This window comes from Ancalomicrobiaceae bacterium S20, from assembly GCA_040269895.1.
In the GTDB taxonomy this organism is placed as follows: Bacteria; Pseudomonadota; Alphaproteobacteria; order Rhizobiales; family Ancalomicrobiaceae; genus Methyloraptor; species Methyloraptor flagellatus.
The window spans coordinates 619872-631805 of sequence record CP158568.1 but is presented as its reverse complement, the minus strand read 5'-3'; the positions used below and the strand labels follow the sequence as shown (position 1 = coordinate 631805).

Annotated in this window: 11 protein-coding genes and 1 other RNA gene; 7 read left to right on the top strand and 5 right to left on the bottom strand. The window is 70.7% G+C overall.

Going from position 1 to position 11934, the window contains the following annotated elements:
- Positions 1 to 58: 58 nt before the first annotated feature.
- Complete coding sequence (locus ABS361_02975) at positions 59 to 853, bottom strand: thymidylate synthase (GenBank protein XBY45267.1); 795 nt, start codon at positions 851 to 853, stop codon at positions 59 to 61.
- A 194-nt stretch (positions 854 to 1047) separates the two neighbouring features.
- Positions 1048 to 1998, bottom strand: coding sequence for a LysR substrate-binding domain-containing protein (locus ABS361_02970; GenBank protein ID XBY45266.1), 951 nt, complete (start codon positions 1996 to 1998; stop codon positions 1048 to 1050).
- A gap of 366 nt (positions 1999 to 2364) precedes the next feature.
- Here ABS361_02970 and ABS361_02965 point away from each other — a divergent pair, with 366 nt between their 5' ends.
- The 6 genes from ABS361_02965 to ABS361_02940 all read left to right on the top strand — a co-directional run bounded on the left by ABS361_02965 (position 2365) and on the right by ABS361_02940 (position 4667).
- The gene (locus ABS361_02965; GenBank protein ID XBY45265.1) at positions 2365 to 2670 is read left to right on the top strand and encodes a hypothetical protein; all 306 of its coding nucleotides are present in this window, start codon (positions 2365 to 2367) and stop codon (positions 2668 to 2670) included.
- Positions 2671 to 2748: 78 nt separating this feature from the next.
- Positions 2749 to 3115, top strand: a transfer-messenger RNA (tmRNA) gene (gene ssrA, locus ABS361_02960).
- Between the two features lie 105 nt (positions 3116 to 3220).
- A complete protein-coding gene (locus tag ABS361_02955; protein ID XBY45264.1) occupies positions 3221 to 3865 on the top strand; it encodes a ClpXP protease specificity-enhancing factor SspB in 645 nt (214 codons plus the stop codon).
- A gap of 75 nt (positions 3866 to 3940) precedes the next feature.
- Entirely contained in the window at positions 3941 to 4243 is a 303-nt protein-coding gene (locus tag ABS361_02950; protein ID XBY45263.1) for a DUF4169 family protein, read from the top strand.
- A 10-nt stretch (positions 4244 to 4253) separates the two neighbouring features.
- Positions 4254 to 4511, top strand: coding sequence for a ribbon-helix-helix domain-containing protein (locus tag ABS361_02945; protein ID XBY45262.1), 258 nt, complete (start codon positions 4254 to 4256; stop codon positions 4509 to 4511).
- Positions 4512 to 4526: 15 nt separating this feature from the next.
- Positions 4527 to 4667, top strand: a complete 141-nt coding sequence (locus ABS361_02940) for a hypothetical protein (GenBank protein ID XBY45261.1) — start codon at positions 4527 to 4529, stop codon at positions 4665 to 4667.
- A gap of 219 nt (positions 4668 to 4886) precedes the next feature.
- On the opposite strand, the gene ABS361_02935 is transcribed toward ABS361_02940, so the two are convergent.
- Both ABS361_02935 and ABS361_02930 read right to left on the bottom strand, forming a co-directional pair.
- Complete coding sequence (locus ABS361_02935) at positions 4887 to 6158, bottom strand: AsmA-like C-terminal region-containing protein (GenBank protein ID XBY46791.1); 1272 nt, start codon at positions 6156 to 6158, stop codon at positions 4887 to 4889.
- Positions 6159 to 6295: 137 nt separating this feature from the next.
- Complete coding sequence (locus ABS361_02930) at positions 6296 to 8515, bottom strand: AsmA family protein (GenBank protein XBY45260.1); 2220 nt, start codon at positions 8513 to 8515, stop codon at positions 6296 to 6298.
- Between the two features lie 278 nt (positions 8516 to 8793).
- Between ABS361_02930 and adhP the strand changes: the two genes are divergently transcribed.
- Positions 8794 to 9819, top strand: a complete 1026-nt coding sequence (gene adhP, locus ABS361_02925; GenBank protein XBY45259.1) for an alcohol dehydrogenase AdhP — start codon at positions 8794 to 8796, stop codon at positions 9817 to 9819.
- Positions 9820 to 9916: 97 nt separating this feature from the next.
- Here the strand turns inward: adhP and ABS361_02920 are convergent, their stop codons facing one another.
- Positions 9917 to 11323: an FAD-linked oxidase C-terminal domain-containing protein gene (locus ABS361_02920; GenBank protein XBY45258.1), complete on the bottom strand. Its 1407-nt coding sequence runs from the start codon at positions 11321 to 11323 to the stop codon at positions 9917 to 9919.
- Positions 11324 to 11934 lie beyond the last annotated feature (611 nt).

Here is an 11934-nt window from a genome sequence, read left to right as displayed (position 1 = left end):
CGGAGCCGAGCGAAAATGTGGCGGGCGGAGCCGAAACCGCCCTGCCCGTCAGACCGTCTCAGACCGCCACCGGCGCCGAAATATGCGGGTGCGGCGCGTAGCCTTCCAACCGGAAATCCTCGTAGCGGAAGCCGAAGATGCCCTTCACATCCGGGTTGAGGCTCATGGTCGGCAGCGGCCGCGGCTCGCGCGCGAGCTGCAGCCGCGTCTGCTCGAGATGGTTCAGGTAGAGATGCGCGTCGCCGAGCGAATGGACGAAGTCGCCCGGCTCGAGCCCGGTCGCCTGCGCCATCATCATGGTCAGCAGCGCATAGCTCGCGATGTTGAACGGCACACCGAGGAAGATGTCGGCCGAGCGCTGGTAGAGCTGGCAGGAGAGCCGGCCGTTGGCGACGTAGAACTGGAACAGGAGATGGCAGGGCGGCAGCTTCATCCGCGGGATATCCGCCGGGTTCCAGGCCGTGACGATCAGCCGGCGCGAATCCGGATTGCGCCGGATCTCGTTCTCGACCCAGGCGATCTGGTCGATCGTCGACCCGTCCGGCGTCGGCCAGTTCCGCCACTGGTGGCCGTAGACCGGTCCGAGATCGCCATTGGCGTCGGCCCATTCATCCCAGATGGAGACGCCGTTTTCCTTCAGGTAGCGGATGTTGGTGTCGCCCTGCAGGAACCACAGGAGCTCGTGCACGATCGACTTCAGATGCAGCTTCTTGGTGGTGACCAGCGGAAAGCCGTCACGCAGGTCGAAGCGCATCTGGTGGCCGAACACCGATTTCGTACCGGTGCCGGTGCGGTCGTGCTTGACGACGCCCTCGTCGAGCACGCGGCGCATCAGGTCGTGATACTGCTCCATGGGATCCTCCGGGCCTGAGCCGGCCGGTGGCTCGAGCGCGGCGGAGGCGCATCCGCCGCGGGGACTCGGAACCACGCCCCGTCTGAGTGAGAGCGTTCTACGCCGATCGCAGGTCGCAAGTGTAGTACCGGCGAGCGACCGATCAACAACATGTTGCGCGCGCAGCCGAGAGCGGGCGAAGCGAAGCCGGCACTTTACGCGACGGCCATCACATTGGTCGGCATCCCGCTTCCCGGCATCGCCCGCGCCTGTTCTTCGACGAAGCTCTGGCGGATGTGGCTGAGCAGCGCCTCGAAGGCCGGGCCCGAGGCGCGCGGCGAGGTCTTGAGGTCGATCTCGTAATAGCCGAGCGGTGGCAGCGACGGATCGTCGACAAGGCCGAGATCGCCGGTCACCACGCTCGCCGGCAAGGGCGCGACCGCGAGATCGGCGAGCAGCGCCGCGACCTGGCCGATGTAGTGCTGACTGGTATAGGCGACGCGGTAGGGGATGTTGCGCGTGTCGAGCTCGCCGAGCGCGCGCAGCCGCCACGAGCACGTCGGTCCGGACAGCGCCAGCGGCAGCGGCCGGCGCTCGTGCGCCACGCCGCGCTTGACGCCGGCCCAGACCAGCGGCTCGCGATGCACGATCGTGTTCGGCGTGTGCGCCGAGCAGACGCTGACCAGCGCGATGTCGAGCGTGCCCTCGTCGAGCAGCGGCAAGAGCGACGTGCTCGACAGGCAGGTCACGTCGACCTGCACCATCGGATGGGTCGCGGCGAAACGCGCAAGGATCGGCGGCAGGAAGCGGGTCGCGTAGTCGTCGGGCGTGCCGAGCCGGACGACGCCGGTGGTCGACTGGCAGCGGAACCGGCTCAGCGCCTCGTCGGAGAGCTGCAGGATCCGGCGCGCGTAGCCGACCAGTTCTTCGCCCGTGGGGGTCAGCGCCACGGAGCGGCCGTCCTTGGCGAAGATCGGCTTGCCGACGATCTCTTCCAGCCGCTTCATCTGCATCGAGACCGCCGAGGGCGTGCGGTAGACCGCCGTCGCCGCACGGCTGAAGCTGCCGGTGTTCACGATCGCCACCAGCGTGCGCAGAAGATCGATTTCGAGACCCGGGCCGACCGCCCCGAACCCCGGCTGTCCGCAATCCGCCACCAGCGCCATGTCCGCCTCCTCGCCGTCCTCGAACCGCTCGGCCGATCCGTCATTTCGACGGCACGTCTCGGCGATGGGTTCGACCGCCGGCGCGCCTTTGAAGCGCCGGCTCAATTGTCAGCCTCATTGACGAGAGACTTTAATCCTTTTCGTTTGATTGATCAATCCAGCGGACGCATGGTGGTGCCATCGAAACGGAGCCGCCGACGGCGCTCCTCCTGGTGAAACCAGTCCGTGGGTGGCCGACCCCCGGCGAGGCCCTGCCGATCGCCGCATCAGCCTCCGACGCCGACACAACCGGAATTCCCCTTGAAACCGACCGATTGACCGCGGCCGGCGCGATGGCGTCGTGCCCGCGAACGGGAGACCTACGCCATGCGTGACGCCGCTCTTGAAATCACCCGCCAGGCCGAGGGCTTCGGCCCCTCGATCGCCATGGGCTTCGTGCTCGACACGCGCACCGCCTTTCGCGCCGTCGTCCGGACTCTCGCCGCCGCCTGGGGCCGGATGCGCCGGCAACGCCGGCTGCGCGGCGCGCCGCTCGACGCGGCCGACGCCCGCCTGCTCGACGACCTCGGCCTCCGCCCCGGCGGACGCCCGGACCCGTCCGACCCCTATGTGTCGGTCCTGCTCGCGGCAACCCGTGGCCGGCGCGACGAGGAACGCTGGCGGTTCGACTGAGGGCGCCCGCGGGCGCTCATCCCCAAGCGACCATCCACAAGCGACCATCCACAAGCGGACACGATTGGCCCGCGACGGGGGCTTTCCCTCGCCGCGGGCCGCGCCTATATTCGCTCCGTCACCCGCAAGGGCGACTATGGCGATAAACGAGCGGTGTAATAAGCCTTTCGGACCCGGGGGCAGTACCCGGCGCCTCCACCCGAGCCCGCGTTGACGACAGTCCGACGTGGGTTCCGGCGGGGGCGAACTAGGATCGACGAGGGTCTAAAAACCGATCTTTTGCCCGGCATGGTACCACCGTCATCGGGCCGAACAATAGTTGCGAATGACAACTATGCTCCGGTGGCCGTCGCCGCGTAATGCGGTTGACGTACCCGGTTTCAAGTCCTTGCGGGTAGCACCGTAAGGCGGGGTTCGGAGGCACCTGGCAACAGAAGCCTCCACTCATCCCCTTCCCTTCCCCCGACCGCCCCGGATGCTCGCCGGCCTTATGGCCCGGCCGTTGCCATTCGGACTTGCGCGGTCCCGCGCCCGGCTCCAAACTCCGCCCATGACTCAAGACCTCATTCGATACGACGTCCTGGTGCAGGACGCCCTGCGCGGCGTGGTTCGCAAGATCCTCGCCGAGGTGGCGCAGACCGGCCTGCCGGGGCAGCATCATTTCTACATCTCCTTCGACACGCAGCATCCCGGCGTGCGCCTGTCGAGCCGCATCCGCGCGCGCTATCCCGAGGAGATGACCATCGTCCTCCAGCACCAGTTCTGGGATCTGACCGTCACCGACCACGGTTTCGAGGTCGGCCTGTCGTTCAGCGGCATCCCGGAGAAGCTGCTGGTGCCTTTCGTCGCCGTGAAGGGCTTCTTCGACCCGTCGGTGCAGTTCGGCCTGCAGTTCGAGGTCGCCCGCGAGGGCGAGGCGAAGGGCGAGACCAAGCCGGCCGAAGCGCCGGCCAAGCCGGTGCTGAAGCCGGTCGACACCGAGACGGCGCAGGACGATGTCGTCGCCCCCGCACTGCCGGCGATCGCTCCGGCGCCGGCGCCGGTCGAGCCGCTGAAGCCCGCGGCCAAGCTCGCCGACAAGGCCGAGCCGAAGCCCGAGACTGACGTGAAGGCCGATGCGGCCAAGGACGAAAAGCCGGCCGAGCCGCCGAAGGCGACGGTGGTGTCGCTCGACCAGTTCCGCAAGAAGACCTGACCGGCGGATCCGCTTCCTGATCCGCTGCGGCACCGATGTGCTCGGATACAGCTCCAGATCGGCGGGAGGCCAGAGATGGGCGAGATCGTGAACCTCAACCGCGCGCGCAAGGCCAAGGCGCGCGCGGCGGCCAAGACCACAGCCGAGGAAAACCGCATCCGCTTCGGCCGCACCAAAGCCGAGAAGGACGGCCTCCGCCGCGAGGCCGAGCGCGCCGATCGCGCGATCGAGGGGCATCGTCTCGAAGCGGAGCAAAAACCAGCCTGGGGTGGTCGCGCCGACGTCGAAGCGACCGCCGATCCGTCATCCCCACCCGACATGTCGCCGCCCGAGACGCCCCCACCCGAGACATCGCCGAGCCGCGATCCGGACCGGTGAGCCCGCGATCATGCTGAAGCGCTCCGTCACCATCGCCGGCCACCGCACCTCGATCGCGCTCGAGCCGGAATTCTGGGCGGCGCTCGACGATCAAGCCGCCCGTCGCGCGCTGCCGCTCGCCGCGCTGATCGCCGAGATCGACGTCGCCCGCGGCACCGCGAACCTCGCCTCCGCCCTGCGCCTCGCCGTGCTCGCCGATTTCCGCGCGCGGCTGGAGGCCGCCACGGCGCTCACGCCGGACACGGGCGCGACGACGGTGATCGCCTGACCAAACCGATCCCGGATGCAGCTATCCGATGATCACGGCTGCCGTGGTCGGGCGGCGCTCGATCACGGCGTCCCGCTCGGCGACAGCACCAACGGCGCATTGCCGCCGGTCGCCGGCCGCGGAGAGCCGAGCACCGGCGGCGCCGGGGCGATCTGAATGGTCGGATCGAGCGGCGGCAAGGCGTCCGGCGCAGCCGGCGACGACGGAGCGGCGACCTGTCCGGTCGTCGGAGCCGGGCTTGAGCTCGGCGTGCCGGCGGAGGATGGTGCCCCAGCAGACGCGGCCCCCGCAGCAGCGCCTCCGGCGCCCGGCCCGACCTCGTTGGCCTGAGCGGTCGTGGCACGGCCGCCGGACGTTGGCGCCGCAGCCGAACCGCTACCGGCCGGCGGATCGATCTGGCCCGCGGGCTTCGGCGCCTCGAGCTGGCGCTTGCGCTCCTCTTCGGCCTTGCGCGCCGCCTCCGCCGCCTTGCGCGCCTCGTCGGCCTTGCGCGCCTCCTCGGCCTGCTGCTGCTCCTGCACGCGACGAGCATTCTCCTGCCGGAGCCGGCGCAGTTCGCGGGCGAAGCGCTCGCGCTCCATGATGTCGGCCTGCATCGCCTCGATGCGCGCGACCTCGCGTTCGAAGGCGCGCAGCGTCAGGAAGGCGGCGAGCGGCGCGACGTCGAGCCGCCGCGACGGCCGGTCGAGCGGCCCGGAGAACACGACGCCGACCTGCGCCTGCGCGCCCGTCACCGTGTTGCCCTTGCCGGGATCGACCGTCAGCGTCCAGTCGGCATCGAGCTTCCAGCGCGCGAGGTCGAACGCCACCGAGCCGCGCGTCCGCGCCAGCGCTCTCGACCACCGCCTCGCCGGCGCGCGCCACGCCGCCGGCCATCGAGAAGGCCGCGTCGAGCCGGTCGAACGGCATCTGGCCGTTGTCGAGATAGCTCTGGAACACGGTGCGGACCCTGTCCTCCTTGAGATCCAGCCCGCCGTCCGCCGCCACGATGATGGCGCGGAACGCGTCCGGATTGACGTAACGCAGCACGCCGGCGGTCACGCGCACCGCGCCGCCGCCGTTGAGCCCGGCCGCGACCGCCGCCAGCGACCGGCCGCCGCCCTCGAAGGTCGCATCGAGATCGAGCCGCCCCGTCGCGACCGAGCGGCCGTCGCGGCGCCAGACGATGTCCTCGAGCGCGATGCCGGCGAGCTTGACGTCGCCCGAGACGGTCGTCTCGCCGTTCGAAGCGCGCTTGATCCGGAGCGTGCCGGCCGCGGAGCCCGGCCCGAATGCCGCCTTCAGCCCTTCGAGCCCGACCTCGTCGACGCGCGTCGACAGCCTCAAGCCGGCGCGATCGAGCCGATAGGGTCCGATGAGCGCGCGGTCGGCGGTCAGATCGAGGTCCAGCCGGACGCTGCGCCCGAGGATCGGCGCGCCGAGCGGCTGGCCGGACCAGATCTCGCCGGCCTTGAGCGGCGCCTCGAAGGGGCCGGAGCCGAGGCCGAGTTCGGCGAGACCGGCGAGGTCGACCTCGCCGAGCCCGATCCGCCCCGAGACCGCGACCGGCAGAGCGGCGAAATCGACGCCAAGCGCGCCGCTGACCTCGGTATCGGCCGCGTGGCCCGCGAGTTCGGCGAAGGCGAGGCGCGGCCAGGCGCCCGACACCTTGGCCGCAAGATCGAGCCCGAGCGTCCGGTCGAGCCCCGGAAGCGGTTGGCCGAGCACCAGCGCGGCCTGCACCACGTCCTTGGCCGCCACGGTCGCCTTGCCGTCGAGTTGCACCGAACCGTCCGCCGGCAGCCTCACCGTCCCGACGTAGCCGAGCCGGGTGCCGGCGATGTCGACAGTCGCCGCGGCGTCGAGGCCGTTCGCCGGCACGCCGTTGGCCGTGGCACTGACCCGGCCGGTCGCGCCCTTGAACGACAGCGCCGTGATGCCGAGCTGGCGCAGCACGCGCGCGCCGTCCGGTCCGTCGAGCCCGCCGGACACCTCGACGGTCGCATCCCGCCACGCCTCGACGCGGCCCGTGAACCGGCCATCGAGCGCCAGCGTCGACCCCGCCGACGTGCCGTTGACCGTGGCGCGCACATCGCTGACCGAGGTGCTCGCGCGACCTTCGAGCGTCGCGTTGACCGCGAGCGGCCCGAGCGCCGGCGCCGCCGCGACGAGCCGCTTCGACCAGGCAGCGCCGCCCGCCAGCGCATCGACGACGCGCGCGAGTGCCTCCGGCCGATCGGCCGAGAGCTTGAGGTCGATGCGCCCGTCGGGCGTCGTCGCCGGGCGCTCGATCCGGCCATGCGCCTCGATGCTGGCGCCGGCGGCGTCGCGAACCTGGAAGCGGTCGATCGACAGCACGTCCTCGGCGACCACGCCGCGCGCCGAAACCCCTTCAGCGCCACGCCGGCGACAACCAGCGTGCCGGCGTCGAAATCGAGTTCGGCCGAGCCGATGCCGTTGCGCCGCTCGCCGATACCGGCCGGCGCGGCACTGCCGGCGAGCAACGTGCGAAGCGCCGAGATCTGATCGATGTCGAGCCGGTCGGCTGTGAGCGCCGCGCGCAGGCGCCCGCCCTCGGCCGGTACGCGCCCGGGCGCCCACTCGACGAAGCCGCGCGTCGTCGCGGTGCCGATGCGGGCGGTGAGCTGGTCGACCTTGATCGCCTCCGGCGTGATCGAAAGCTTCGCCTCGGCATCGATCGGCTCGAGCCGCGGCAGGTCGCGCGCCCGCGACCACCAGTTGGCGAAGGCCGCCGGCTGGTCGGAGACGATCTTCATCGCACCGTCGAAGCCGAGCCGCTCGTCGAGCGCGAGCCGCCCGTCGGCGTTGAACCTGGTCCGGCCCGGCAGCTTGGCCTCGATCGCGTCGATCGCCCAGCCCCCCGGCCGCGACCGTGCCTCCAGCCGCACGTCCTGCACGACGCCGCCGCCGAGCACGAGGCCCGGCAAGGTCAGCGACAGCCGCGCCGGCACCGGCGGCTGCGGCAGGCGCCTGAGCGCCGTGCCGCCGCGCGACAACGTCTCCGCCATATCGACCGCCTCGCCGACCTTGCCGGCGAGCGCGCGATCGAGATCGATCTGCTTGGCCGCGAGCCGCGCCTCCAGCGCCGGCTGCGCGCCGAGCGTGATGCCGCCGGTGCCCGACAGGAGATAGGCGCGGTCCTCCGCCCCTACCGTGATGTCGAGCTGGTCGGCCACGATGCCGGCGGCATCGGCCTTGATCTTGGCCTCGACCCGGAGCGGCGGCAGGTCCTCCGGCGCGGGCTCGACATTCGGCGGCAGCGCGCGGGTGACGACCAGCGTGCCGGCGGCGTTGGGCCGGCCGTCGGCGACCGACACGGTCGCATCGAAGGTCGCCTGCGCGGGATCGTCGGCGAAGCCGGCCTGCAGCTTGAGCGGCCAGGCGCCGTCCGCGCCCTGCCGGCCGCTCGCCAGCCGGAACGTCACCGGCCGCTCGCCCCAGGCGCCGCCGGCCCAAGCGCCGCCGCCCTCGAACTTCCACGGACCGACCAGCGCCGCCGCCGAGGCATTGGCGTTGATCGCGCCGATCGCGACCGTGCCGCCGCCACGACGGTCCTCCAGCACCAGCTTGCCGTCGGTGATCTCGGCCTGTTCGAGCGCGACCTCCGCCATGCTGCGCCCGCCGGCCGCCGCCGTCGGCCCGAGGTCGACCTTGCCGTCCGCGCCGAGCGCGACCTGCACGACCGGGCGGTCGAGATGCATCTCGGCGACGCGCAGTTCGCCCTTGAGCAGCGGCGTCAGTTCGAGCCGCATCTCGAAGCGGCCGATCTTGGCGAGCGGATGCGCTAGATCGCCGATCACCACGTCGTCGAAGGCGATCCACGGCGCCGGCAGCAGGCGTGCATCGGCGCTGCCGAGCACCGTGACCGGCCGGCCGATCAGCGCCGTGCCCTCACGCTCGAACACGGCGCGATAGGCCGTCCAGTCCACGAACAGCGGCCCGACCAGCGCTGCCAGCAGCGCCAGGATGATGGTGAGCCCGGCTCCGATGTAGACCGAATTCAAGTCCCGCTCTCCGTCCCGCCGTCGCAGCCCGGCTTGCCGCCGCGATCGGTCCACCCCGCCGCACTCTAGGCGCTTAATATGTCGCCGTCAGCGCCCCGCGACGAGATGTCGGCGCGCAGCAGCTCCTCCCGCAAGGGAAGACGCGCGATCCGAAAGCCGAACGCTCACAAATATTTGCGGCGACGCTCGCGGTCTGTGTTTGCGCTAGCGCAAGGCGGGCGGGCCGCCCGGCGTGTTTGATGCGCCGCGACGGGACGACAATTTCCGAGGAGACGACAATGAGCAAGCTCATGCGCGCCGCCGTGGTGCGGGCTTTCGGCCAGCCGCTGGTGATCGAGGAACGCCCGATCCCCGAGGTGCGGCCCGGCTCGATCCTGGTCAAGGTCGAGGCGACCGGCGTCTGCCACACCGATCTGCATGCCGCCCAGGGCGACTGGCCGGTCAAGCCGAAGCCGCCCTTCGTGCCCGGCCATGAAGGCGCCGGCTACGTCGCGGCGGTGGGTGCCGGCGTCACCGGCGTCAAGGAAGGCGACCGTGTCGGCGTGCCGTGGCTGCACACCGCCTGCGGCCACTGCCCCTATTGCTTCACCGGCTGGGAAACGCTCTGCGGCAGCCAGCAGAACACCGGCTATTCGCTCGACGGCACCTTCGCCGACTATGTCCTCGCCGACCCGAACTACGTCGGCCATCTGCCCGACGGCCTCGAATTCGGCCCGGCCGCGCCGGTGCTCTGCGCCGGCGTCACGGTCTACAAGGGGCTGAAGGAGACCGATGCCAAGCCCGGCGACTGGGTGGTGATCACCGGCGTCGGCGGCCTCGGCCACATGGCCGTGCAATATGCCAAGGCCATGGGCTTCCATTGCGCGGCGGTCGATGTCGCCGACGAGAAGCTGGCGCTGGCGAAGTCGCTCGGCGCGGATCTGACCGTCAACGCCCGCAACGAGAACCCCGGCGAGGTCCTGCAGAAGACCGTCGGCGGCGCCCACGGCGTGCTGGTCACGGCCGTGTCGCCGAAGGCGTTCGAACAGGCCTTCGACATGCTGAGGCCGAAGGGCACCATGGCGCTGGTCGGCCTGCCGCCGGGCATGTTCGCCATGCCGATCTTCGACACGGTGCTGAAGCGCATCACCGTGCGCGGCTCGATCGTCGGCACCCGCGCCGACCTCATGGAAGCGCTCGCCTTCGCCGGCGAGGGCAAGGTCAAGGCGCATTTCTCCTGGGACAAGCTCGACAACATCAACGCGATCTTCGCCGAGATGGAAAAGGGCAAGATCGACGGCCGCATCGTGCTCGACATGCACTGAGACGGCGCGACGGATCATCCGCCGCCCCTGAGCTTCGGCCCGCCCTTCCGCGGGCCGATTGCGTTTCGAGGGGGCTCTGATCGCGCCCCGGTCCGCGTCAGATGACGATCTTGCCCGGATTGAGAATGTCGTCCGGGTCGAACGCCTTCTTGATCCGCCGCATCAGCTCGAGTGCCTCCGGGCCGTGCTCGGCTTCGAGATAGGCCATCTTGCCCTGGCCGACGCCGTGCTCGCCGGTGCAGGTACCCTCCATCGCCAGCGCCCGGTAGACCAGCCGCTCGATGAAGGCCTCGACCTTGGCGATCTCGGCCGGATCATTGGGATCGACCAGGGGCTGGACATGGAAGTTGCCGTCGCCGACATGGCCGACGATCGGGGCGAGAATGCCGGTCTCGGCGACGTCGGCGGCGGTCGCGTCGATGCATTCGGCGAGCCGCGAGATCGGCACGCACACGTCGGTCGCGACCGCGCGCTTGCCGGGTGCGGCGTTGACCACCGACCAGTAGACGTCGTGGCGCGCCTGCCAGAGCTTCGAGCGCTGCTCGGGCTCGGTGGTCGCCTGATAGGGCCCGCCGCCGCAGTCGGCCGCGATCTCGCCGAACAGCGTCGACTGTTCGGCGACCCCCGCCGCCGTGCCGTGGAACTCGACCAAGAGCAGCGGCGATTCCGGCAGGGTCAGCTTCGAATAGGCGTTGACCATCTTGACCTGCAGCGTGTCGAGCAGCTCGATCCGCGCCACCGGAATGCCCGACTGGATGGTCAGGATCACCGCATCGGCCGCCGCCTTCACGGTCGGGAACGTGCAGACGCCGGCGCCGATCACCTCCGGAATGCCGAAGAGCCGCAAGGTCAGCTCGGTGAAGATGCCGAGCGTGCCTTCCGAGCCGACGAACAGGCGTGTCAGGTCGTAGCCGGCGGCCGACTTCTTGGCGCGCCGCGAGGTCGTCACCACCGAGCCGTCGGCGGTGACCGCGCGCAGCGCCATCACGGCCTCGCGCATGGTGCCGTAGCGCACTGCGTTGGTGCCGGAGGCGCGCGTCGCCGCCATGCCGCCGAGCGAGGCATCGGCGCCCGGATCGATCGGGAAGAACAGGCCGGTGTCGCGCAGCGTCTCGTTGAGCGCCTTGCGGGTGACGCCGGGCTCGATCACGCAGTCGAGATCCTCGGCATTGACCCGCAGCACGCGGTTCATCTGCGACACGTCGATCGAGACGCCGCCGGCCGGCGCGTTGAGATGCCCCTCGAGCGATGTGCCGGTGCCGAACGGGATGACCGGGCAGCGGTGCGCGGCGGCGATCTTCACCGCGTCCTGCACCTCCGCCTCGGAGCGGGCGAACACGACCGCGTCGGGGATCTGGTTCGGAATCCAGGTCAGCGTGTGCCCGTGCTGGGTGCGGATCGCCTCGCCGGTCGAGATCTGCTCGCCGAAGCGCTGCTTCAGGACCGCGACCGCGGTGGCGATCCCTGCGTCGTTGCGCAACATCGGCGGCGCCGTCATTGTCATCGTCTCACTCCAGCGGGTCTTGCCCGACACGTCTTGTTGGTTGGCCCGGCGCTCTGCGCCGAAGCGGCACGCTAGCAAAGCGCGAAAGCCGCATGAAGCCTGACGCACGCATGGGAGGCCGGTCGTAACGCGCCGGGGTGCCCGTGCTTCGTCGTCCGCCGCCCTGGCAGCACGGCCGCCGATGCGGCGGCGCGCCACCGCCCCCATATGATCCCCAGTTTCGTGCGCTCCGCGCCCCCCGCCCCATCGACGCCGCCATCTTGCTATAGTAGGCGAAGAGAACGAGTCGGAAACATCGATGTCCTCAGCCCGCCCCGGTCGCCCGCACGCAGACGCCTACGACGATCCTTTCGGATCGGAGGAACCGGCGCGTCCGTCCGGATCGGATGGTTTTCCGGGGGACGAGGGGTTTCCGGGCGACGCGGATTTTCCAGAAGAAGCCGGCTTTCCGGGCGACCGCTTCCCCGGAGACGATGCGCCGCCGCCCGACGAGGCGTCCTACGGCCGCGGGCCGGACGCGCCCTTCGAAGACGTGCCGTTCGAGGATGTTCCCTTCGGAGACGCCCCGGGCGCCGCACCACGCCAGCCCGGCGTGAACTCGCCCCCGCGCG

Excerpts from the sequence above, each read along its gene's own strand:
- ABS361_02975 (XBY45267.1), bottom strand. The coding sequence starts at position 853 with ATGGAGCAGTATCACGACCTGATGCGCCGCGTGCTCGACGAGGGCGTC.
- ABS361_02970 (XBY45266.1), bottom strand. The coding sequence starts at position 1,998 with ATGGCGCTGGTGGCGGATTGCGGACAGCCGGGGTTCGGGGCGGTCGGC.
- ABS361_02965 (XBY45265.1), top strand. The coding sequence starts at position 2,365 with ATGCGTGACGCCGCTCTTGAAATCACCCGCCAGGCCGAGGGCTTCGGC.
- ABS361_02955 (XBY45264.1), top strand. The coding sequence starts at position 3,221 with ATGACTCAAGACCTCATTCGATACGACGTCCTGGTGCAGGACGCCCTG.
- ABS361_02950 (XBY45263.1), top strand. The coding sequence starts at position 3,941 with ATGGGCGAGATCGTGAACCTCAACCGCGCGCGCAAGGCCAAGGCGCGC.
- ABS361_02945 (XBY45262.1), top strand. The coding sequence starts at position 4,254 with ATGCTGAAGCGCTCCGTCACCATCGCCGGCCACCGCACCTCGATCGCG.
- ABS361_02940 (XBY45261.1), top strand. The coding sequence starts at position 4,527 with ATGCAGCTATCCGATGATCACGGCTGCCGTGGTCGGGCGGCGCTCGAT.
- adhP (XBY45259.1), top strand. The coding sequence starts at position 8,794 with ATGAGCAAGCTCATGCGCGCCGCCGTGGTGCGGGCTTTCGGCCAGCCG.
- ABS361_02920 (XBY45258.1), bottom strand. The coding sequence starts at position 11,323 with ATGACAATGACGGCGCCGCCGATGTTGCGCAACGACGCAGGGATCGCC.